This is a genomic window from Microcoleus sp. Pol7_A1, from assembly GCF_036701085.1.
GTDB classification, from domain to species: domain Bacteria; phylum Cyanobacteriota; class Cyanobacteriia; order Cyanobacteriales; family Microcoleaceae; genus Microcoleus; species Microcoleus asticus.
Window position 1 is genome coordinate 1 of the sequence record NZ_JAUBQD010000023.1, and the last position, 23526, is coordinate 23526.

Annotated in this window: 21 protein-coding genes; 7 read left to right on the plus strand and 14 right to left on the minus strand. The window is 46.2% G+C overall.

Going from position 1 to position 23526, the window contains the following annotated elements; all coding sequences use genetic code 11:
- Positions 1-154: 154 nt before the first annotated feature.
- Complete coding sequence (locus QUA20_RS14840) at positions 155-1417, minus strand: esterase-like activity of phytase family protein (RefSeq protein WP_333189564.1); 1263 nt, start codon at positions 1415-1417, stop codon at positions 155-157.
- A 21-nt stretch (positions 1418-1438) separates the two neighbouring features.
- Here QUA20_RS14840 and QUA20_RS14845 point away from each other — a divergent pair, with 21 nt between their 5' ends.
- Complete coding sequence (locus QUA20_RS14845; RefSeq protein ID WP_333189565.1) at positions 1439-2773, plus strand: tetratricopeptide repeat protein; 1335 nt, start codon at positions 1439-1441, stop codon at positions 2771-2773.
- A 70-nt stretch (positions 2774-2843) separates the two neighbouring features.
- Here QUA20_RS14845 and QUA20_RS14850 read toward each other — a convergent pair whose 3' ends face one another.
- Positions 2844-3365, minus strand: coding sequence for a GNAT family N-acetyltransferase (locus tag QUA20_RS14850; protein WP_333189566.1), 522 nt, complete (start codon positions 3363-3365; stop codon positions 2844-2846).
- Between the two features lie 90 nt (positions 3366-3455).
- Entirely contained in the window at positions 3456-4028 is a 573-nt protein-coding gene (locus QUA20_RS14855) for a GNAT family N-acetyltransferase (RefSeq protein WP_333189567.1), read from the minus strand.
- A 152-nt stretch (positions 4029-4180) separates the two neighbouring features.
- Here QUA20_RS14855 and QUA20_RS14860 point away from each other — a divergent pair, with 152 nt between their 5' ends.
- The gene (locus tag QUA20_RS14860) at positions 4181-6229 is read left to right on the plus strand and encodes an ABC transporter ATP-binding protein (protein ID WP_333189569.1); all 2049 of its coding nucleotides are present in this window, start codon (positions 4181-4183) and stop codon (positions 6227-6229) included.
- Positions 6230-6344: 115 nt separating this feature from the next.
- Here the strand turns inward: QUA20_RS14860 and QUA20_RS14865 are convergent, their stop codons facing one another.
- The 5 genes from QUA20_RS14865 to QUA20_RS14885 form a co-directional block, all read right to left on the minus strand.
- Positions 6345-6563 carry a hypothetical protein gene (locus QUA20_RS14865; RefSeq protein WP_242720424.1) on the minus strand — a complete coding sequence of 73 codons (219 nt, stop codon included), beginning with the start codon at positions 6561-6563 and terminating at the stop codon, positions 6345-6347.
- Between the two features lie 144 nt (positions 6564-6707).
- The gene (locus QUA20_RS14870) at positions 6708-7925 is read right to left on the minus strand and encodes a DNA double-strand break repair nuclease NurA (RefSeq protein ID WP_333189570.1); all 1218 of its coding nucleotides are present in this window, start codon (positions 7923-7925) and stop codon (positions 6708-6710) included.
- A gap of 408 nt (positions 7926-8333) precedes the next feature.
- Entirely contained in the window at positions 8334-9128 is a 795-nt protein-coding gene (locus QUA20_RS14875; protein ID WP_333189636.1) for an HAD family hydrolase, read from the minus strand.
- Between the two features lie 229 nt (positions 9129-9357).
- Complete coding sequence (locus QUA20_RS14880) at positions 9358-10092, minus strand: DUF928 domain-containing protein (RefSeq protein WP_333189571.1); 735 nt, start codon at positions 10090-10092, stop codon at positions 9358-9360.
- A gap of 138 nt (positions 10093-10230) precedes the next feature.
- A complete protein-coding gene (locus tag QUA20_RS14885; RefSeq protein WP_333189572.1) occupies positions 10231-10968 on the minus strand; it encodes a DUF928 domain-containing protein in 738 nt (245 codons plus the stop codon).
- Between the two features lie 338 nt (positions 10969-11306).
- Between QUA20_RS14885 and QUA20_RS14890 the strand changes: the two genes are divergently transcribed.
- From QUA20_RS14890 to malQ, 4 genes are all read left to right on the plus strand, one after another.
- Positions 11307-13097, plus strand: a complete 1791-nt coding sequence (locus QUA20_RS14890) for a CHASE2 domain-containing protein (RefSeq protein ID WP_333189573.1) — start codon at positions 11307-11309, stop codon at positions 13095-13097.
- A 71-nt stretch (positions 13098-13168) separates the two neighbouring features.
- On the plus strand, positions 13169-13927 hold the full coding sequence (locus QUA20_RS14895; protein ID WP_172184715.1) for a MinD/ParA family ATP-binding protein: 759 nt from the start codon (positions 13169-13171) through the stop codon (positions 13925-13927).
- A 202-nt stretch (positions 13928-14129) separates the two neighbouring features.
- A complete protein-coding gene (locus tag QUA20_RS14900) occupies positions 14130-14255 on the plus strand; it encodes a photosystem II protein Y (protein ID WP_172184717.1) in 126 nt (41 codons plus the stop codon).
- A 467-nt stretch (positions 14256-14722) separates the two neighbouring features.
- A complete protein-coding gene (malQ, locus tag QUA20_RS14905) occupies positions 14723-16231 on the plus strand; it encodes a 4-alpha-glucanotransferase (protein WP_333189575.1) in 1509 nt (502 codons plus the stop codon).
- 386 nt (positions 16232-16617) lie between these two features.
- Here the strand turns inward: malQ and QUA20_RS14910 are convergent, their stop codons facing one another.
- On the minus strand, positions 16618-17499 hold the full coding sequence (locus tag QUA20_RS14910) for a RodZ domain-containing protein (protein WP_333189576.1): 882 nt from the start codon (positions 17497-17499) through the stop codon (positions 16618-16620).
- Complete coding sequence (locus QUA20_RS14915; RefSeq protein WP_333189578.1) at positions 17496-18290, minus strand: pseudouridine synthase; 795 nt, start codon at positions 18288-18290, stop codon at positions 17496-17498. Before QUA20_RS14915 ends, QUA20_RS14910 begins: the two co-directional genes overlap by 4 nt.
- Positions 18291-18889: 599 nt before the next feature.
- On the opposite strand from QUA20_RS14915, the gene QUA20_RS14920 reads away from it, so the two are divergent.
- Positions 18890-19681 carry a DUF2993 domain-containing protein gene (locus QUA20_RS14920; protein ID WP_333189580.1) on the plus strand — a complete coding sequence of 264 codons (792 nt, stop codon included), beginning with the start codon at positions 18890-18892 and terminating at the stop codon, positions 19679-19681.
- Here the strand turns inward: QUA20_RS14920 and QUA20_RS14925 are convergent.
- The 4 genes from QUA20_RS14925 to QUA20_RS14940 all read right to left on the minus strand — a co-directional run bounded on the left by QUA20_RS14925 (position 19678) and on the right by QUA20_RS14940 (position 23334).
- Positions 19678-19812: a hypothetical protein gene (locus QUA20_RS14925; RefSeq protein WP_333189582.1), complete on the minus strand. Its 135-nt coding sequence runs from the start codon at positions 19810-19812 to the stop codon at positions 19678-19680. The genes QUA20_RS14920 and QUA20_RS14925 overlap by 4 nt on opposite strands.
- A gap of 14 nt (positions 19813-19826) precedes the next feature.
- Positions 19827-20744 (minus strand): phosphatidate cytidylyltransferase, encoded by a 918-nt coding sequence (locus QUA20_RS14930; protein ID WP_333189584.1) that lies wholly within the window; start codon positions 20742-20744, stop codon positions 19827-19829.
- Between the two features lie 334 nt (positions 20745-21078).
- Positions 21079-21672 (minus strand): precorrin-6Y C5,15-methyltransferase subunit CbiT, encoded by a 594-nt coding sequence (gene cbiT / locus QUA20_RS14935; RefSeq protein WP_333189586.1) that lies wholly within the window; start codon positions 21670-21672, stop codon positions 21079-21081.
- Positions 21673-21771: 99 nt separating this feature from the next.
- Positions 21772-23334 (minus strand): aminotransferase class I/II-fold pyridoxal phosphate-dependent enzyme, encoded by a 1563-nt coding sequence (locus QUA20_RS14940; RefSeq protein ID WP_333189588.1) that lies wholly within the window; start codon positions 23332-23334, stop codon positions 21772-21774.
- Between the last annotated feature and the right edge of the window lie 192 nt (positions 23335-23526).

The window sequence follows — 23526 nt, forward strand, 5'->3', positions numbered from 1 at the left end:
GATTTTCAGATCTGAAGTCTGTTTATTTTCAACTCAGCTTTGCTGAGTCTTTTCTTGCTGCCTAGTCTAAACTCCAGTCAACAGGCTTTCCGGCTTATTTCACAAAGAATAAGTCTTCTTCTTGTGCGGTGGGCTTCTCGCCCGCCCTTCTGACCTAATTTTTGCTTTTTAAACTCAACAAGATAAACTGAGTTTTCTGCGCTTCATCAAAATTGTCGTCGCTGACCAAAACTACACTCTGGCTGCCGTCTGGCAAGCGCGGGCCGAGGGTCATTCCCTCTAAATTATATAGCGGAATTCCGAGTTCGCTTAAGTCTAGCAGCAACTTTTTCTTAACAGGTTCGACCATTGCCACTCGCCCTTTAAAACTCTGGATTCTCGAAGTATCTGTAGCCGCCCCAACCGCTACTTGATAAATCCTAGCACTGTATCCCGACAGCCCAAAAGAACGTTCTAAACTCAGAATCTGACCGCCACCGACCGTTACTAATTCTGTTAAACCGTTCAAAATAGTCATGGGAACTTGGTCGAGCTTGTAAAGATTTTCTGAGACTAATTGCGGCGTTTTATCGACGATAACATAATGTAAAAGACGGAGTTTGCTTGTCTGTTCTGGGTCTAAATCTTGCATTAACGGCGCTTCCGTAGCTGCGAACAAACGAAAGGGATCGAGACCGCCCGGACTAAAAGTTTCTGGGTCGATGGTTAAAGATTCAAAACCTAAATTTTCCACCACTCCTTGCTGCTGTTTTTCATCGCTGGCATCGGGAATATAGCGCTTTGGTATCGGCAATTGTCCCCGCATTTGCCCTGTTTTGAGGTCAAATTCACCGAGAAAAGGAGGGATGCCAACATGAGTAACGCCTTCGCTGGCGACAAATACTGAATTGCGGGGAGAAAGGGCGATACCTTCGGGATTGATGGAACCCCAAGAGAAGGTTTCACCGTCTGCTTTTTTGAGGGAGGTAACACCTTCAACGGTAACTTTTTTTAGGCCAATATTTGCTGGGTCACTTGATGTGAGGTCGAGTCGGAGACTGTAAAATCTGGCTTCTCCGTTTTCGCTGGGGTCGTCGGAAAGAGCGTAAAAGCGATAAGCTTTGGAAGTGACTGCGCTAATACCTTTGGGGTCGTAGGTAATTCCTGACAAACCGCCGACTGGTACTCCTTCAAAATTGATTTTTGGCAATTGGTACTCGCCCAAAAATTCTAGGGACATTTCGGGAAAAGAGCGGTCTCTAGCAACTGCGGGAGGGGGGGCGCAAGCTGTGCAAACAGTTAAGATAATAAGGGCTAGACTAAATAAGCGTAAAATACGATCGCCCAGCGCCTTTAAATCCCAATAATTGCTCAGTGCGGTAATTTTTTTGTTGTTGCTCTTGTTGAACTGTTTGCTTTTGTGCCATCTTTGTGACATAATTTATACCGTTTTGTAGATATGCAAAACTTGATGTTTCCAGAAGTAATGCCGAATCGCGGCAACCAAATTTTGAGAATGAGAAGTTCTGTGCCAATTGGGTGCTTGCTTTTCTTGTGGCTGTGTGCTGGTTCTATTGCTAGCGCCCAAACTAATCCACCAGGCCTCGATCAATTTTCTCCTAATCCTCTAGAAATTACCACACCCGATCCCCTAACTCCCGCTAACGAATCTTTGAGCAGCACTCAGCGGGAGGAACTGACAGCGGCTTTGGAAGAGTTAAACTTAGAAGCAGCGGCTAAACTGCAAGCTGGAGACGGCGCGGGTGCTTTTGAAATTTGGTTCCGAGAATTGCGGCTGCGGAGGTATCTGGGCCCGGCGGCGGAAATTGCTGCTTTGAGTCGGGTGGGAAGTGTTGCTTGGAGTAACGGTAAAAACCTCGAACTACAGCTTATTACCAAACGGTTGCAAGCAATTCAAAAACAAGTCAAATCCCAAGTACCACTTAATACTGAGTTGCTCCCCACCTTGGTTGCCGCTTTTCAGCAGGTGCGCGCTAAAGGCCCGACTGTAGAAGTTTACCAAGAAATTCTCGAAAATGCGCGCCAAAACGAAGATATCTTGGCTCAAGGTCAGATTTTGAAGGCGATCGGGCTAATTCACATCAATTGGTTGAGTTACGATAAAGCTGCTCCCGTGTATGAGGAATTGGCTACTTTAATTCAGGAAAACCGCGATTTATTTGCTGCTAATTCTGCTGTGCAAAATTCTGCTGTAGTTGCGGGAAACGGCGCGCCGCCGCAGCCTGTAACTCCTCCAACTGAGGTAGATACTCTGAGACAATTGGCCTACGTTTACCAGCAGTCGAAACAACCCCTAAAAGCGATCGCAGCCCGGGAAAAACTAGCATCAGTGTATCTTAACTTACAAAATCCCAGCGCTATACCACCGCTCAAAATTGCGATCGCCAGCGATTACCAAACCATAGGTCAAATCAATTTAGCAGCTCAATACTATCAGGAAGCCTACAATTTAGCCGTCCCCATTCAACAGTATGCTCAGGCTAGCGAAGCTTTGGATAAATTAGCATTGCTTTACCGAGCGCAAAAGCAGTGGGAGCCGACTTTGCGGATTTATCAAATGCAGTTGCTGTTAGAAGAGCGGGCTTACAATTTTTACGGATTGATGAATGCTTACGACAATATCGGTCAAGTTTATCAAGAGATGACGGCTTACGATAAAGCTTTGGAAGCCTATCAAAAAGGGTTAGAAGTGGCTAAAAGATTGGGACACCGACAAGAGTATTTTGATAAGAAGATTCTCAAGGTGAACAAGCAATTGCAAAGAACTTCGTAGTTGTCTGCAGGCAATAATTACAAATTGCAATGTGAGTAATTTAAATGCAGTAAGGTGTGCAATGCACACCCTACAAAATTACTTTTGACTCGTAGGTTTCTCGGGAGATAGAGTAATAAAGTACATCAGTTTCGTAATAACGAGCATTTTTTTCATATTTCATGCCCACTTTCTGTATCACCCGCTGAGAGGCGATATTTTCTGGTCGGGCGATCGCAACTATTCTCTCCAAGTTTAATATTTGAAATCCATAGTTTAGACTAGCAAAAGATGCTTCAGTCGCCAATCCTTGATTCCAGTAAACTTTGTCGATCGCATAGCCAAGCTCAACTTCCGGTGTTTTGTCCAGAAAAGCAAGTCCGCAGCGACCGATCAATTTACGGTCTATTTTATGTACTAAAGCCCACATTCCGAAGTTGTTTTGTTCCCAACGTTGGAGCATGGTATGAATGGCGATTTCTGTTTCTTCTTTAGTTTTAACTCCTGTGAGGTATTTCATTATTTCCGGATCGCTGTAGATGCGGTAGAGCTCATCTAAGTCGTCTGGCGTAAATTGTCTTAGATACAATCGGGCTGTCTCTATCTCTTGCATGATTAATATAATTAATACCACTAGATTATGATATCAGTTTTGATAAGTATTGCTACAAAAATAGTGGTTGGATTTCCTTCCTCAACTCAACTAAACTACTTTTGACTGATAGATTTTTCGCGAGATTGAATAATATACTCGATCGGAATGGTCGAGGTTATGCTGGTATCTCATCCCCACTTTTTCCATTACCCGCCGCGAGGCGATGTTTTCGGTATATGCAACAGCGACAATTTTTTCGAGTTTCAATACTTCAAATCCATACTTGAGGCTAGCCGCTGCAACTTCCGATGCTAAACCTTTGCCCCAATACGCTTTTGCTAACACGTAACCGACTTCTACTTCAGGTGTTTCGCGTAAGAAGCGAAGCCCCCCGTCGCCGATCAATTGGTTATTTTCTTTATTGACAACAGCCCACAAACCGAAAGCGTGTTTTTCCCAATCTGCGATTATCTGAAATAAATCTGCTGCTGTTTCTTCTCTATTTCTGACGCCTTCGCTCAAATACTTCATTATTTCCGGATCGCTGTAGATGCGGTAGAGCTCATCTAAGTCGTCTGGCGTAAATTGTCTCAGATACAATCGGGCTGTCTCTATCTCTTGCATGATAAATATAACTTCTACCAGTAGATTATAATACCAGTTTTGTCTGCCTACAAACATTTTGGTTGGGTTTCGTTCCTCAACCCAACCTGCTGTTACAAGAAAACACTCTTTTTGAAACAGGCATCTTGCCTGTTACTGATAGTAGTGCCAAATATTCATTTTATTTGTTACAATTATTAACTAGATAGATTGTACAGTTTTTGCCATCAATGACTATTTCCTCACCAGTAGCAGACACCAAAAACAAATCCGGCCAGGAAACAGACTGGCGGTTATTTCTGAGGTTGGCATCTTACGCAACCCGCAGCAAACGCTTGCTGATTATTTCGATCGCACTATTAGTACCGCTAGCAGTCTCAGGAGCAGTTCAACCGATTCTCATCGGACAGGCAATTTCGGTAATTCGCTCGGAACCTACCTACGAATTATTGCGGGGATTGCCTTTATCTGCTGCATTGAATCTTCTGGCAGTTTTGCTCATGCTAACTATAACAGTTAGATTGGCACTGCAATCACTTCAAGGCTATTTAGTCACGAAAGTAGGGCAAATAATTACTACAGATATTAGAAATGATTTGTTCACGCACGTCACATCGCTAGCAGTGAGATTTTTCGATCGCACTCCTGTAGGCAAACTTATGACTCGCCTCACCAGCGATGTAGAAGCTTTGGGAGAGGTTTTCTCTTCAGGGGCGATCGGCATTGTCAGCGATTTATTTTCTATTTTAGTAATTGCCATTTTCATGTTTACCATGCAGTGGCAACTAGCTTTAATGTTGGTACTGATGATGATCCCAATTACCGCAGTCATAGTTTATTTCCAGTATCAATATCGCCTAGCAAATTACACTACCAGAGAAGAACTTTCCGATCTCAACGCACAACTGCAAGAAAATTTGACTGGTATTGGCGTAGTGCAGCTATTCCGGCGCGAAAGATTCAACTCAGAATTGTTCCGGATCACCAATAAACGGTACATTAAAGCCGTTGACACAACTATCTTTTATGACTCAGCCGTATCTGCGACTTTAGAATGGATTGCTTTAGTGGCCATCGCAGGGGTTTTGTGGATGGGCGGTCAAAGGGTTTTAGCCGGTAATCTTAACTTCGGTACTCTGTCTGCATTCATTTTATTTGCTCAGCGTCTCTTCGATCCGCTGCGGCAATTTGCTGAGAAATTCACTGCAATTCAAGCAGGATTTACCGCCGTCGAACGGATTAGCGATATTCTCAACGAACCGATCGAAATTCAAGATCCAACTAGCGGGAAGAAGGAAGAAGGAAGAGGGAAGAAGGAAGAAGGAAGAGGGAAGAGGGAAGAAGGAAGAAGGGCAGGTTATTCACCGTTGTTGATAACTGGACATCCAGAGGCAACTGCTTACAACTTGTCTCCGTTCGATCGAGAATTGGCAGATAATCATCAAAATCCAGCAAGTTCAGAATATCGTTTATTGCCTAGCAATCCCAAATTACCCCCCAACCCGCCCAACCTTCGGAGGGGAGAAAATGCCAAATCGCAGAATTCTGAATCGGGAGAAATCCAATTTGACAACGTGTGGTTTGCTTACAAAGAAGACGAATATGTCCTGCAAAACCTCAATTTCACCATCAAATCAGGCGAAAAAGTAGCATTAGTCGGCCCTACCGGTGCGGGCAAAAGTTCGATTATCCGTCTTCTCTGCCGCCTTTACGAACCTAGTAAAGGGCGGATTCTGGTTAATCATGTGGATATTCGGGATTTGCCTCAAGCAGAATTGCGCAGGCACATAGGCGTGATTATCCAAGATGGCTTTCTATTTGCTGGCGATGTGAAGAGCAATATCAGCCTGGGAGAAAATTACTCGATTGAGGAAATTCAAGCAGCAGCAGAAAAGACAAATGTTGCCCGTTTAATCGAACAGTTGCCTCAAGGTTATGACACGCAATTGCGGGAACGGGGAACCAATCTTTCGGGGGGACAAAAGCAATTATTAGCGTTTGCTCGCGCCGCTATTCGCAATCCCAGTATTTTAGTTCTAGACGAAGCAACGGCTAGTTTGGATGTGGGAACCGAAGCTTTAATCCAAGAAGCTCTAGAGCGTTTGATGGCAGACAGAACGGCGATTATTATTGCCCACAGGCTTTCGACTATCCGAAATGTCGATCGTATTTTAGTGCTCAAACGCGGGCAGTTAGTAGAATCAGGCAGCCACGAAGAGTTGTTGGAGCAAGAAGGGTTGTATGCCAGTTTGTACAAGTTACAAATGCTGGGAAGTTAATATCTGAAGGAAGAAGGAAGAGGGAAGAAGGAAGAAGGAAAATTTTCGTAATCCCCAGATACCCGGCTTCTGGAAGAAGTCGGGTATTTTAAAAAATCAAAAATCAAAAATCGGATTACTTGCCCGAAATCATTTTCCCTAGGGTTTCCGGCAGGTGAATTATATGTTGAAAAAGCTGGTTGGGCCCGATGCCAAACAATAACTGCATCGCCAGCACAATTGCTGCTAAACCTATCGCTGTACCGATGCTGGCTTTCAATACTTTAAAAGCCCAATTAAACACCAGCCAAGATACAAGTAACGAAGCAATTAAGATAATTAGTTCTATTGGCATATAACATTTTTAACTCTATTTAAACTCTACATAACTTACGCAGCAATACCAAAGAAACCGGGTTTTTTATCTGTGTTAAAGGCTTAAATGCAGTATTTCCGTAAAAACCCGGTTTCTGCGTCCAAGATTACTCTACTTATTACTTTAAGCAATACTGCCGCGCTTCCGTGTTTCCTTATAAGAAATTCCCACGTTTTTTAAGCCTGCTTTAATCATTTGCTGCTCTAACAAAGCGAAAAAGCGACTTCGATCGCCCCCCGTGACTACCGCTTGATTGTGAGCTTCTGCTAGCGTCACCGGATACCCGCCGCCTTTGTGTACTTGAGCCAGCATCATTCCTAATGCTAAATCTAGCTGTGCTGTATCTTGTGCTACCCATTCCGGCACTTCTATTCTAGCAATTTCTGTGCCTACGTGAACGTAACAGAAATAGACGGAATTAAGACCGTACAAATCTAAAATTCGAGCTTGCGATTTCCACAAAGGGCTTCTTTGTCCCGGTGACAGGATTGTTGCCCACAAGATGGCATCCCGCAAGGGTTCAAATTCTTGACAAGGTGCTTTGTCGGCGAAAGAAATTGTGGCGGCAAATCCCACGTTCGGGCAATTTGTCATGCAGTCCGGTACTTCGTGGGTGCAAGCTTCAAACCGTAAAAAAGATAAGCTTTCGCTGCTGCGAGAAGCGCTTAAGTATCCTAACAGCGGAATTCCTGCTAAACGCAACTTGTCCCAAGCTTCTAAAATTGGCAGCAAAATTTGATCGCGCGCTTCGGTGGGTAACTGTTCCAAAAACCAATAAATCAGGGAACCGTCTACCATTGCTAAAGCTGGCGCGGGCAATTTATTGTCGTTAAATTTTGCCCAATTGCAGCCCATTTCTGCTAAGGCAATTGCTTCGGAAACTGCTCGCCGGTATCCCATCCATTCTTCGGTTCTAATTCCCCACTGTCGCGAACCGTACAAGTCTTCGGGTTTGTAGAAAACCTCGGGCACGCTGTCTAAAACTGGGTGGCGGCTTTGTCCGTAGTGCAGCATGACTGTGCCGACGTTTAGCAGGTAGCAGTAGGCTATTTCGTGATGGTTGGGGGAAATTTGCGATCCGTCTGTGGCAAAGACTGTGTGGGCGGCGGGGGGTGCGGTGATGTAGGTGCGATCGGACAACGGCTCGATCGGCGTGGCAGCATTAAATAAAGTGCGATCGCGCCAATTCTCTTGCAATTCCACCAATTTTCCCTGTTCCGCTGCAGCCTTTACCAGCAAATTCTGAGCCACTTCCAAACGCTGGCGAGCCGCGTGAGCTTCCACATTCAAATGTTGGCTCATTCCCTGCATTGCCTTGGCTGCTTTAGTTAAATCGAGCATTGGTTTTAAGTTTCAATATTAGAAAGCTTTCAAGCTGAGAAATTATCAAAACACTTTTCAATTTTTGGGTTCCGAAGCTTGGTTATTTGTCATACACGCGGTTTGATAAACTAAAATACTTCGTACCAGCCCGCAGAAATTGCAAAAAAAACCAGTTTTTGAGGTCATTAGTACCTCCAATAGTCGCTCAAAAAAACATTATTTTTGTCGATATCCTTGCTTTTTTGGGGAATTTTTGTTATATTTATTTTATAATGGAATGGTGGAAAAAACAATATTTTTTCCACCATTCCATTATATTAAAATACCATGTCTCCGCCGCAAAAGTCAACAAAAAAGATGTAAAATTTTGTGAGTTTTTTTGACTCTGAAAAACAAAAAAAATCCCACCTCCCAACAAATTTCACATCAACATTCGCTCGGCAGCCAATCGGCAAAATCTCCGGCAAACTGCAACAGAGAAAGCAATTGAACAGGTGGATTTTGGGCTACAGATTCCCGTTCGGGCAAAGTATTGTAACCCCAATCAGCCAAAAATAACCTCACCTGAGATAAATCCGGCTGCTGCTTCACCGACAGCAAAGTTTTTAACCGATCTTCCACAAACCAAATAGTCGAATCTTTGGCAGACGCAGCCAAAAACTCCCGCAAAATTTGGTGTTTTGGCTTGTTGTATTCCTTACCGAAAATCAACTCTGACGGCATTTGTACCCCTGCTAGCTGCAAAAGTTCTCGCACAAAACGACCTTCCTTTGTAGTGACGATCGCCACTTTCACCGAACTCTCCTGCAAGGAGTGCAAGCGATCGGCTACCCCTGGATAAAAGCGGTGCAAAGACAGCCACCCAGCTAAATCCTCAGCAATCCAATTATCGCGCAATCCGTCTAACATAGCGCCGACAGACTGCGCTTTCAAATTATTTTCGGTCAATAAATGCGGTACAATATGGGGCCACTCCAGCAAAATTTGCTCTTCCGTAATTCCTGTCAGCAGTGCGCGAATCAGCAGCGGCATTTCCCAACCGGTTTCGATGGCGGGCCGCACTCGGTAAAAACTCAAAGCTAAATCTGCATCGGGCACTGTTTCAACTGGTTTCCAGATTTGACAGTAGGTACGCCAAGCTGTTTGGAAATATTCGATTAGTCCGTCACAAATTACACCGTCAAAATCAAGAGCCAGAATTGTCGGAAAGTTATTAGCCATCAATCGATTTTAGATTTTAGATTTTGGAGTTTGGATTGAAGAATTGAACAATTGGAGAATTGAATAAAGCTATCTCACGGATTAATCCGGGGACTTGTTATCTGATAATATTTTTTGGTTGTGCCAGGATAAATACCGGGCTTGTACCCTGGCTGCTTTCGGTCACTGCATTGAATAATTGAATAATTGACTATGCAAACACTCAGCATTTATTCGTCAAGAATCTTGATTAAAAAGACTGAACTAGGGGTTGAGTAGCAATCGATTCTAGTCCTTGAGACTGCAACAATTGTGTCCACTCGGTCGTCAGCCGCGAATCATCGGGTGCGATGCGCAGCATTTGGGCTAAAGTAGCAAGAGTCTCGTACCAAATCCCATTTTTAGCATAAGCAATCAGCCTCGCCCTCGGGTCTGGATTTGCCAAATCGCTCTTGAGAGTCGCCTGGGGTTCAATTCGCTGCATCCATCCTTTAACAATATAATCTCCCGAACGCTCTAGAGGATCGCAAGCTAGTGCAAACGACCACACATATCGCTTACCAACCTCAATATTTTTTGTCTTGTCTTTCTCAGAAATGCTAACTCCAACAATTCCGGCTTTGTCATTTTTGATAGTAGTTTCGTAGACTACTTCGGATTCATCTTCGTTTAGCAAAACAAACTCTACTTGAGCCGCCGGTTGAGAAACATATACAAAAAATGTTGGCGACTCTGTTAGCGTTAAACCAATATTGCTTTCAGGTATTAAGGGAGTAATTGATAAACCTTCGCGCAACTGACAGCCTCGATGGGCCCCCCCTTGTCGGTTGTCGGGGGCTGTGACATCTGGAGGTTTGAAATTAACATTCTGACTCAGCAGAATTGGTGCAGGCACAGCCTGCATCGGTGAAACCAAACTGGGGAGAGTAACGGCGATCGCCAATACAGCCATCGCCAGTGCAGTAAAATGTAGAAAACGTTTCATTTTTTCACCAACTTGTAGAGATATTATAGATCGCATCTCTACTGTTAAGCCGGAGTTTAAACCTCGCGCGATCGGGTAAATTTGTCAATTTTTACATCGCAATCGGAAGACCGACAAAACTTCAAGAAATAGCGAGATTTAAAGAGGGCCAACCAGCGGTTGAGTTGCAACTGATTCCAGTCCTTGGGACTGCAATAATTGCGTCCACTTGGCTGTCAGCCTCACATCCCCCGGTGTCTGGCGTCGCATTTGGGCTAAAGTAGCGAGAGTTTCGTACCAAATCCCATTTTTAGCGTAAACGTTGAGCCTAGTCATCGGGTCGGGATTTGCCAAATCACTCTTGAGAGTTGCCTGCGGTTCAATTCGCTGCACGAACCCTTTAACAACTAAATCTGCCGATCTGTCTTGGGGGTCGCAAACCATCGAAAACGACCACACATATCGCTTACCAACTTCAAGGGATTTGTTGTTGCCCGTGGCAGGAATGCTCACTCCCACAATCCCGGATTTGTCAAGTTTAAAAGTTTTTTCATAGATCACTTTGTCCTCGTTGTCGTTCAACAAAGTAAACTCTATTTCTGCTGACGTTTGAGGAACATAGACAAAAATGGTGGGAGACTCTGTTACGGTTAAACCGATATTAGTTGGAGGTACTAAAGGAGTAATAGATAAACCCGCCGGACAAAGCTTGCTGCCGCGATGTGTCCCTCCTTGTCGGCTGCCGGGGGCTGTTACGTCGGGAGGCTGGAAATTAACATTTTGACTCAGCAGAAGTGGCTGGGATTGTGCCCGCATCGGTGCAAGTGAACTGGGGACGGTAGCTGCGATCGCAGATACGGCGACCGCAAGTGTAGCCCGATGTAGAAAACGTTTCATTTTGTTGTACCTTTCACTATAATATTGCAAACACAGACATTCGCTGATGGCGACAAATATTTTTGAGCTGCTAGTCGAGGGCGCAGATACACAATTGGAACCTTGACATATCATCAATAACATTAATTAATTCGATCGGCAAGTGGATTCTCCGTCCGAAAAATCATGCCACCTAGGTTCCCAGTATAATTGCATACAGTAGATCGCGGTCAACTGTAAAATTTTGTTAAAAAGCGGTCGGAGTTTCCCGGTGTTCTAAGATGGAGGAAGTCTCCGGTAGGGGGCAAAGGCGAAACAACTGCTGTTCCAGAAACGAGTCAAACTTTTATGCTGGGATAATGAGTAAAATATCTAACAAAATTCGATCGGCAGCGGCTCAATTGAGTCAAATGTATAAACCATCACTAGCATTGGTTAGGTCTGTATTAATTGCCAGCGCGGCAGTAACATTATCCTTGATCGGGGCCAGACAGCTAGGAATACTCGCTCCAGTAGAATTAAGCGCTTACGATCAAATGCTGAGGTGGCGTTCCGACGAAAAGCCAGACCCGCGCTTGTTAGTTGTGGGGATTACCGAAGCAGACATTCAGAAACTGAAACAGTGGCCGATATCCGATCGCAAAATAGCTGAAATATTACAAAAACTCGAAAAAATGCAGCCTGCTGTCATCGGTTTAGATGTACTGCGAGACGTACCTTTAGGAGACGGGCGCCAGGAATTAACCAAAATTTTACAAAAAAGCGATCGAATTATTGGAGTATGTTTAGTTACCGACGGAAGCCCGGATAATCCCGGTTCTCCGCCTGCGCCGGGGCTGCCACAAAACCGGGTAGGATTTGCAGATTTCGGAGTCGATCCGGGCGGCATACTCCGCAGAGCTTTATTATTTATGAAACCGCCGACAATTGAGGGCAAATCCTCGGTGGAAAAACATCTTTGTAATGACAATTCTCAAGTTTTATTTTCATTCAACCTCCAGCTAGCACTCCGCTACCTGCAAGGACAAAAAATATCTCCCAAACTGGCACCCGATCAATCTTTATGGCTGGGAAACACCCCATTAAAAAAATTAGAAAGCAATGACGGAGGATATAGAAATACCGATGCCAGAGGATATCAAATATTAATTAACTATCGTTCGAGGCAGCAGGTGGCAAACCAAGTCAGAATTACGGATGTTTTAGAAGGGAAAGTTGACCCGAATTTAGTTAAAGGTAAAATAGTGCTCATCGGTTATACCACAGAAACAGTTAAAGATTTCTTTTATACTCCTTACAGTGGGCGACAGCAAAGTAAGCAATTTATGCCGGGTATCGTGGCACACGCACAAGTAGTCAGCCAAATTTTGAGTACAGTTTTAGACAACAGACCGATGTTTTGGTTTTGGCCGGAATGGGGAGAAATCTTGTGGATTGCGGCATGGTCAATTGTGGGAGGAACCTTGGCATCGCGGATGGCTCACCCAGTGCGGTTGGCGGTGACATTCGCAGCAATACTGTCTGGGTGTTGCGCGATTAGCTTTGGGATTTTTCTGTTGGGAGGGTGGGTGCCTGTGGCAGCGCCAGCCTTAGCATTAATCCTAACTGGCGGCAGCATAGTATCAGCAGACAGATTTAATAAAGCCGGATACGGGAAAGTAATTAGCGATCGAGTAAAACAAGCCTTCAAAATTGAAATAGACCAAGCCAAAAAAGACCAGCAAGTCGCAGAAATCACAGAATCTGATTTCTTTAAAGAATTGCAGCAAAAGAAAGATAAACTGAGGATTAGCAAACAAGAAACCTCTGAAAAAGCACCTTCCGATCCCCAAGAAATAACTGCTAGTAACGCAGAGCTTGCCAAAGGGCAAAGTCAGGCAGATGAATACTTAGCTCAGTTGCAGGAAAAAGCCACACAGCAGAAGCAGCGCGCCGCCGTGACTGAATCGGAAAGCGGCTCAAAAACGGTTACCCCGAGCGATGCCTGTTCGGGTGCTAGTTCAGCCGAAACCAAACCCGATGACGAGTTCAGCGATTTGCAAGCCAAAGCCAAACAAATGCGGCAGCGCAGGGGCGCAGAAAAGAGGATAAAAGATGAAAAAATGGATAGTTTAACAGACAAGGAGGATTTGGGGGACAAGGAAGAATGACAGAGAACTCGACTGCATCGAGAATTGCATCATAATGGGTTCTCGCCGTTTCTTACCCTCATACGCAGATCATGTCCAAAATCATCTCTGTCCACTCTTACCGGGGCGGAACTGGCAAATCGAACACGACAGCAAACCTGGCATCTATTATCGCTCGCGGCGGCAAGCGGGTCGCCATTGTAGACACAGACATTCAATCGCCCGGGATTCACGTGCTGTTCGGTTTCAGCGAAAGCAACATGGATCGCTGCCTGAACGATTACCTGTGGGGCCGGTGTCCGATGGCGGATACGGCCTACAATGTGAGTTCGCTGCTGCCAAAATTAGCCAGTAACGGCAGCCTCTACCTGATTCCTTCAAGCATTAAAGCAGGCGAGATAGCGCGAGTTTTGCGCGAAGGCTACGATGTGGGGCTGCTTACCGACGGCTTTCAAGAACTGATCGAGGTTCTGGACTTAGACTACCTATTTATCGACACGCACCCGGGGCTCAACGAAGAAACCCTCCTCAGCATCACCATTTCCGACATCCTGCTGTTGATTCTGCGTCCGGATCAGCAAGATTTTCAGGGCACGGCTGTCACGGTAGATGTGGCCCGCAAATTAGAAGTTCCCAAGATTTTGATGACGATCAACAAAGCCCCTGAATCTCTAGATTTCGAGGATTTGAAGCAGCAAGTAGAGAGTATTTACAACATCCCAGTTGCAGGGGTGCTGCCCCACAGTGACAAGATGATGCTTCTCGCCAGCAAGGGGGTGTTTGCGCTGCACTTCCCTAAAGATCCTCTAACTAAGGTGGTGGAAGGGATTGCGAAACAGATTGTGGGATAATTGGTGCAGCGAATGTCGATCGTCCGCCCAGGAGTGAGTTTCGATCTCAATTCCTCCCGAGCGATGTCTTCCTGGGTATCCGGCTGCCGGCGGAGCAACTTTCAAAGGCGACAATATTTGGTTAAAGACTCAGGAGAATGGCGACAAAATGAGATACAAATAGATTATGAGAATTTGTTAAAAAACTTTAGGAGGAGAACTCATGGATTTTGACTTCCGCATACTAATAGTATTGCTGCCCGTCTTGTTGGCGGGCGGCTGGGCTGCGTACAACGTCGGCACTATAGCTCTCAAACAAGTGCAGAAATTGTTGAACAAGCAAGCTTAAACTCAGCCTCTTTTCAGGTAATCCCGCAGCCGACTGTTTATTGAGACACAAAAACAGCCGGCTGATTTGTGCATTGGCTCTGCTTAACTGATGGCTGATTTTTGGCAAGCGGGCAATTTACGGCCGCAGAGAGATGGGGCAAAAGCAAAAGAAAAGTTATATTAAAAAGCTTGCCATAAACCGGGTGCAATTGACCAAAATACGTCTTTGCAGCAGGCGATACCCGGTACAAGAACCCGGTTTATTCGCGAGGCGATCGCGTAACTCCGGATTTTGATGTTTTGGGCTTTCCTCTACACTTGTGAGTAGAACCCAAAACAAATATTTGGCAAGCACGTTCCCGCAGAAAATATGAGACAATCACAAAAGTATTTGCCCTGACAATCGCCCTAAAAACTGCGAAGTTTAACTTGTAGGGAAGATCGGTCAAATTGTCAATGTTTAATTCCTATATCTTTAGATAGATTATGCTTTTTCCCCGATCGAGCGGCATTCTACTCCACCCCACATCCTTTCCCAGTCGATTTGGCATTGGGGACATGGGAATAGAAGCATATCGCTTTATTGACTTTTTAGTAGAGAGCGACCAGCAATACTGGCAGGTATTGCCGCTGGGGCCGACAGGATACGGCAATTCTCCTTATTCGTGCTATTCAGCAATGGCGGGAAATCCGCTGCTGATCAACCCAGAACTGCTGCGGGACGACCAATTGCTCGCCGATGAAGACTTCGCTAATTTACCAGAATTTCCGCTCGATTATGTAGACTTCGAGCGGGCGATCGCCCTGAAAGTGCCTTTGCTAAAAAAAGCTTGCGAAAACTTCCAAGCCAAAGCATCGCCGATCCAGCAAAAAGAATTCTCAGCTTTTTGCCAAAGCAAAGAGAGTTGGCTGGAAGATTACGCCTTATTTATGGCACTAAAAGACAACTTTGGCGGTGTTAGCTGGAACAATTGGGAACCAGAAATTGCCCGTCGAGAACCCGAGTCGCTAGAGAAGTGGCGCCAGCAGCTAAGTGCTGAGATTTATTACTACAAATACGTCCAGTTTGAGTTTTTTCGCCAGTGGACCGAGTTGAAACGCTATGCCAACCTGCGGGATATTAAAATTATTGGAGACATTCCGATTTATGTAGCTCACGACAGCGCGGATGTGTGGTCTCATTCAGAAATATTCTGCTTGGATGAAGCCACCGGAGAAGCAGCTTTAATGGCAGGAGTTCCCCCTGATTACTTCAGCAATACCGGTCAATTGTGGGGCAACCCCGTATACAATTGGGAGAAGTTGCAAGCAAATAATTTCGAGTGGTGGGTGCAGCGTTTTGAAGCAATTTTCGCTTATGTAGACGTGACTCGGATCGACCACTTTCGAGGATTTGAGGCTTACTGGGCGGTGAAACGCGGGCAAGAAACTGCGATGTACGGAGAGTGGATTAAAGCGCCGGGAACAGCTTTGTTGGATGTAATTAACGAGAAGTTTGGCAACTTGCCGATTATCGCTGAGGATTTAGGGGTAATTACTCCAGAAGTAGAAGCTTTGCGCGATCGATACGAGTTTCCAGGAATGAAGATTTTGCAGTTTGCTTTCGGCGCTGGACCGGACGATCCTTTTTGGCCTTTCAATTACGATCGCAACTGCGTAGTTTACACCGGCACTCACGACAACGACACGACTGTGGGATGGTTCAATCAACTGCAACACTACGAAAGAGATGAGGTTTATCGTTATTTTGGCTGCATCGATCCCCAAGGAATCCACTGGTCTTTAATCCGCATGGGTTGGATGTCTGTTGCTAATATGGCAATAGTACCGTATCAAGATTTGTTGGGTTTGGCTACGGACGCGCGGATGAATTTTCCGGGGAAAGCAGAGGGAAATTGGGGCTGGCGGTATCGACCCGAAGCTTTGAATGGGGAAGTGGGCGATCGGCTCAAAACCATGACTTACATCTCCGGTCGCGCTCCAAATAAAAATTGATCGTCTGGAATGGGTAGTTGGTAATTGTTAATAGGTAATATCAAATCTGTTAGCATCAGAATTATTCCTATCTCTATTCTCGCTCTCTGCGTGAATCTGCGTCAATCGATTGTCATCTGCGGCCCGAGAAATTAACTTTTTTTAACCGCAGATGAGGGCAGATAAACACAGATTAACGCAGATGAATTAGATCGATTCCGTTTGCACCATTCATCCGTGATTGTTGACTGTTGACTGGATTTGACTATTCCGATGCAACCGAAATCGATCTAATCTGTAATTGTTAATGGGTAATTGGTAATTGGTAATGAGTGAATAAAGACGGACATTCTAATTAAAAGCCGTGGACTGCCAGCCATTACCTATTCCCGATTACCCATTAACACTTACCCTTCATTTTTTGGCAGTGTTGCAGGCTTGAGGTCGTCTGCTTTAAAAACTACTTCTTTGACGACTCCAGGAACTCCGAGTTGTTCGGCTTGTCCGTTATTGACGGCAACCATTACCCCGCCGGCGTTACCAGCTACAACTACCAATTGCTTTTGAGCCTGCCAGGTGCGTACAGTTCCTGAAGGCAAAATTCCCTCAAACTCTGTTTTGCCATCGACTTCAACCTGCATCCACGATTCGGCTTTAAAAGTGACGCTAACCATCACTGGTTTATTGCCAGATTTATCTAAATTTTTACCTGTTCTTGCTGCTTCCACAGCGGCGTAACTATCCGGTTTCTGATTTTGTGAGGCGCTCGATCCCTCAGCAGCTAAACGTGCTTGTTCTTGCTGGCCAAGCGCTAGTTCTTTGGCTCCCGCACCGTTTTTAGCGGTCACAGAACCGCCCATCAACTGAGATAAGACATTGACCGAACAGATAATTAGAAATGTGTAAAAGAGGTAGAGGTGCATCGGGCGCAACTGAGGCCCATCTTGCCAGGAGAGCTTGGTTCTCGATCGGGCTGGCGGTTCGATCGGGAAAAAGTCGGCAAACTGAGTTCCGTCCAAACCCATTGCTTCAGCGTAGCGCTTGATCAAACCCTGAGTGTAGACGGGTTCGGGAAGTTGGTCGAGTTGACCGTCTTCGATCGCTTGCAGCAGATTCCGCCGAATCATTGTTACCACAGCTACTTTGTCCAAACAAATCGACTGCTGTTCGCGGTACTGGCGGAGTTGAGCCCCTATTTCCGCTAACTTCTTCTGAGCTGGTTCTGGCTCTTGGGAGTGCAGTTTCTTCTTAGTTGTTTTGAAGAATAAAAACAATAAATTCTTTGTCATATGCTGTGCTCCTGGGATTTTACTGGCACGCTTATTGATGTTAGGTTGACTAGATTCCATAAATAAATAATTTCCGAATCTTCTAGGGGTCGGTAGCAGCCCGGTGGCAATATTGGCAATTCGGGCCGCTGCAATTGAATCGGGCCGATCGCTGTGCGGTGCAGCCCCACCACGGGATATCCCAACTGCTCGGCTGTTCGCCGAATCTGTCGGTTCCTGCCTTCTGATAGAATGACTTCTAACAGAGTTTTGTCTCGCGCGCGATCGAGAACTCTCACTTTCGCGGGCAAAGTCTTTCTGCCTGACAAGATAATGCCGTGACGCCACGCTTCCAGTATGGGTTCCGGGGGATCGCCGAGCACCCAAACCTGATAAGTTTTGGCGATCGAGTGACGCGGATGGGTCAAACAAAATGTCAGCTTACCATCATTGGTGAGCAAGAGGGCACCGGTGGAATCTGCATCTAAGCGTCCTACGGGGTGGATGCCTTGACCCGAGCGCAGTTGGGGCGGCAGCAAGTCGAGAACTTTCGATCGGGCTCTGGGGTCGCTGCAAGTAGAAACGACGCCTGCCGGTTTATTGAGCAACAGATAAACCTGTGACGGTCGATCCGTTGGTTTTACCGGGACTCCATCGACTTCGATCAGATCCCGATCGGGATCTGCTTTTTCTCCTAAGCGAACAATATTGCCATTAACTCGGACTCGTCCAGCTACAATCATCTGTTCTGCAAGACGGCGAGAGGCAATGCCCCACTGGGCGAGGATTTTTTGCAGCCTTTCATCTGACATGACGGGAGTGTGGAAACCCCCAACGAGCGAGCGGTGGGGAAGGAAACACGACAAGGTTAATTGATTAACCGATGCTGGCAATGCTCAATTCCTGCTTGGGAATAAATTATAATCCTCGACCAATCCTTAGGGGGCGTTACGCCCTGTAAGAATTGTCCTGATGGCATGACCCTGAATGTTGTGTAAAAACTACGAGGAAAAGACTCGCCGCAGGAACAGGCTTGCACCGTTGGTTTGCGACTGGTTTTAGAGGTGTGGGTCTGACCAGACCCTAAACCAACACTACCATAAATCCCGTACTGCTGGTTAAATTTATACGCTCGATCGCAAATTTTTCCTGGGGATCGCACAACTCGCGAACTAAGGAAAGATTCCAAGGGGGGAAAGGGTGAGAATTTTTCTGCTTCTGGTGTTGCTGAGGCGAGATTTATGCTTGGTTTTGGAGTTAATAGGAGTTGCGCTCGTCAACCCGGTTTCTTATAAAAATAGGAGGTTTACGGCGATATATCTGTGAATCAAAGGGGTTTTTGAGGCCGGACGCGCAAGTTCTAGTTAAATTTATGTGCTTGAATATTAAGGTTTATATTCTGAAATTATTTATGACTGTCGATCGAAACTCTCATCAATTTGACAATAGAGATGGGGCTGCTGGCTCTGGTGGGACTGTTAATCTCGGCGAGGAGCCGGGGAGACATTCGCCGAGTCAAGGCAGCCGGATCGCGAGCGCGGTGCTGTCTCCGGCGGTGCAGTTGTGGCTGCGATCGCAAGTTCAGCAGGTGGACGAGTTGAAAGTGAAAATTGAGGGAAGCGATCGACAAATCTTCAGCGGTGCGATCCCCAAAGTCACGGCTGCCGCGAGCGGTGCTGTGTATAAAGGACTACACCTAACAGAGGTTGCGATAGAGGGCTGCGGCATTCGCATCAACCTCGGTCAAGCTCTCAAAGGCCAACCCCTGCGCCTCCTGGAATCCGTTCCCGTGACAGGCGTTTTGAGGCTCAGTCAAGCGGATTTGAATGCGTCGCTGAAAGCGCCTTTGCTTGCTGATGCTTTGAGCGAATTTTTGCTGCCAATGCTGCCGCTGACAGATAGGGAACAGTCGCTGAAGTTGCAAAATTCGCAGATTGCTATTGAGGCTGGTTTGTTAACGCTTTCGGCGACAATTTTGCGCGCTGGCGGTAGGCAAATTCCTTTGGTATTGCGGACGGGTTTGCGGATGGCCAGCGGTCGCGAATTGATGTTTGAATCACCAGAAATCGAAATGGATGGAGAATTAAAGAGCAGTGATTTCAATGGTTTTAAAATTGATTTTGGACCGGAAGTTGAGATTGAAGAGTTGATTTTGAGTCCGGGGGAGATTGTTTGTCGGGGAGGAATTAGAGTTTTGCCTTAGTTAGTTAACTGTTGACTGTTGACTGTTGACTGTTGACTGTTGACTTTAACCTTCCACGCATAGCTTGGGAATACATACCCAATTCCCAATTCCCAATGCCAAATTCCCCCTTCCCAATTCGCAATTCCCAATTCGCAATTCCCAATTAGCGGGCGATCAAGTAAGAGTCGATCGCGGGCAACAGTAAAGTGACAAAATAGTAGACTAAGGGCGCGGTAAAAACATAACTGTCGGTGCGATCGAGAATGCCGCCGTGACCGGGGATCAACTGTCCCGAATCCTTAACGCCGGCGTCTCGCTTCATCATCGACTCAGTTAAATCTCCCAACAAGCTAGCAACGCCAATCAACAGACCAAAAGCAGCCCCAGTATACGGCCACCCCGGCCAGTGCAAATACCAAGACCCAGCCGCTGCCACGGCGATGCTGCCGCAAACTCCAAATACGGCACCTTCAACGGTTTTTTTGGGGCTGATGTGGGACAGGCTAGTGCGACCGAAGAATTTGCCGACAAAATAAGCCCCAATGTCAGCGGCCCAGATGCAGAAGAAAGCCAGCAGCAGCGAAGTCAATCCTAAAGATATGCTGCTGGAACTTGTCCAAGACGGCGGCGGGTAAATGTTAACGGGCAAATTGCTTGCTACTGCTTGCGAAAGTTGGGTTGTAGCAAGATTGGCTGGGTCGAGGCCGACTCGCAGCCGTACCCAATAGCTGGGCAAATAACCGCCGTAGAACAATCCTAAAACTGAAGCGGCAATATCGGCGATCGTCGATAATTTAGGTTGGAATAACAGGTAGAAACAAATTAAGGTTCCCGCTAAGGGGAACATGGCATCTACGAGTTCCGGTGCTAGGGCGGCAGTAATTAATAGCCCTTGACTGACGGCTAAGGTAGTTTTGGCAGCGGGTGCAATGCCTTTAGCCCTGGCTAATTGAAAATATTCCAATTGACCTAGGTAGACGATGACTCCAAAGCCGAGGGTGAAGTACCATCCCCCCATAATAATCATTCCCAAAGCAAGGGCGATCGCAACTATTCCACTGAGGATACGAGACCAAGGCATAAATGAATTTCTCTTGCAGACGGCGGCGGGTCATTCGATTTTGGATTTTGGATTTTGGATTTTGGATTTTAGATTTTGGATTTTTCTAGAGCACGAGTTGATCCCTTGCACAAATAACCCTTATCCCCCATCCGTTATCCAATATCTCAAGTCAGGCGGTCAATCCAGCTATGGTGGCCCCTATTCTTAAGTATGAAGGTTAAGTGAACTTAAAAAAGATTAAGAATTACATTTAGGAATGGGCATAGGGCATAGGGCATGGGGCATTGGGTATGTATTCCCAGGCTCTGCCGAGGAACCAGGTTAAAGTTAACTGTCAACTGTCAACTAACTTCTAATCCAGCTTTTCGCCGCTGAGAATAAATATGGGATTGACGGCGGCAAAGGTTTGACTCAGGCCGCGAGTCTCCAAGCGGTTGACGGCGGACTGGACTACTTCGATGTTGCGGACTTGCAACTCGGCGAACCCTTCGGAAAGGGCGTAAAGATTCTCTAAATTCGAGGCTGTGGCGACAACTCTACCGTGGGGTTGCAAGTACCGCCAGACTTCTTGGAGAATGGCTTTAATGGGGCGACCTCCTTCGATGCAGACTCGGTGGGGGGGTTGAGGCAGTTTTTCCAGGCATTCCGGGGCACTGCCTTCTATGACTTCTACGTTGTTGAGCTCGAATCGATCGCAATTTCTGCGAATCAAGCTTGCTACTTCTTCGTCCCTTTCGACGGCAATAATCCGACCTTTGGGACACAGCAAACCTGTTTCTACGGCGATCGTACCAGTACCTGCACCGATGTCCCACACGACTGAATCTGCTTTCAGCCGCAGGTGGGAGATTAACAGCAGTCGGACTTCTCGCTTACTCATGGGAATTCCCGGTAAACGTTCAAATAAGTCATCGGGAATGCCTGGAGTGACGTAGGGCCAAAGCATAGTTCTATTTTTGATTTTTGATTTTTGATTGAAGCAAGACCGAAGTTGGAACTCGCGGAAGAAGTAGAAATTCTCCCAATTTCCCCCAAGCCTTAATATTTACTGTCGCACAACCTTGAGAGTTTGGAGTCCGGGATCGCTGCAACCTGTAATTTTTCCGCCGGCTGCCAGGATTTGTTGCAGGTAGTCAACGGCTGCTGGGGTAATAATTTCACCGGGCATCAGGACTGGTATTCCTGGGGGATAGGGACAGATGAGTTCGGCGCTGAGTCGATCGACTGCTTTGTCTGCGGGAACTGTTTCCGCCGGGAAAAAGAATGCCTCGCGGGGGGAGACGAGAGGGGGAGAGGGGGAGAGGGGGAGAGTGGGAGAGTGGGCAAATCTTCCATCGGACATCTTCCTTCTTCTCTCGGACTTCTTCTTTCTTCCTTCTTCCTTCTTCCTGACATCCGTTACATCCGTTACAGAATCCGTTGCCGAACTTCCTTCTTCCTTCTTCCTTCTTCCTTCTAAAAGAGTACAAGCTTTAACTAAATTGTCAATATCTAATTCTGTATTTCCCAGGCTGATAATAAATGTTAAATGTCGGGGCATGGGAAGTTCTGCGGTAACGGCGAGTTGAGAGTGCAGAATTTCATCGGCGGCAAATCCTGTGATTCCTAAATCGGATACTTTTACTGTTAGCCTGGTTCGGTCTAATGCTGCAAAACCGGGTGTATTTAACGGTTCTAAAACTGATAAGCCGGGAATTTGACTGATGCGCGATCGCGCTTTTTCTGCTAGCTGTAAAGTTTGCCCCATTAACTGTTCGCCGTGGAGTACGATTTGTTGGCGGGCTGCGTCTAGGGATGCTAATAATAAGTAACTCGGACTGGTAGATTGTACTAACTGCAATGCTTTATTTAATTTTTGGATATCTATGCGATCGCCCTTGACGTGAAGCATCGATGCTTGTGTCATTGCACCGAGGGTTTTGTGGATGGATTGTACTGTTAAATCGGCACCGGCTGATAGTGCTGGTTCTGGCAAGTTTGGATGAAAGTTAAAGTGCGCGCCGTGGGCTTCGTCTACTAATAACGGTATGTTGTATTGATGGGTAATTGGGGCGATCGCCCGCAAATCACCGCAGACGCCGTGATAGGTTGGGTAAACTATCATTACTGCTTTGGCGTCGGGATGTTGTTCTAATGCTGCCGCTGTGGCTTCTGGGGTGATGCTGTTGGCAATATCCCAATCCGGGTTGTACTCGGGATTGACAAAAATTGGAATTGCACCGGATAAAATTAAACCAGAAATTGCCGAGGAGTGGATATTTCGAGGTAGGATAATTTTATCTCCTGGGCCGCAAGTCGCTAAGATGGCAGCGATAATTCCGCAAGTCGAACCGTTAGCCAAAAACCGAGTTGATTTTGCTCCAAATGCTGCGGCGGCTAAGTCTTGAGCTTCAGCAATTGCACCTTCAGGGTTAAAGAGATTGTCTAACTCCGGCAATTCGGGCAAATCCGATCTAAATACTGCCGCACCCAATAAGTCAATTAGGGGTTGAGAGATTCCTTGTCCGCCTTTGTGTCCGGGGGCATAAAATGGGGCGTGCGACTGATTTGTGCGATCGCGCAAGGCATTTAATAGAGGCGTTTGTTGTTGAGAGTTTGCTGGTGACACGCTTAATCCTGATTGCTGTATTTGATATCTAAGTAGAGCGGTATCAAAAAACCATAATATTTTGTTGTAGGGGGGGGTGAGCCAATGTCTTTACTTTCACGCAGTTTATTTCTGTACTCACGCGCCCTCGCCATCTAATGTTTATTTGTAACCACATACTTAGTTTAATACCAAAGGAATAACTTTCTCTGG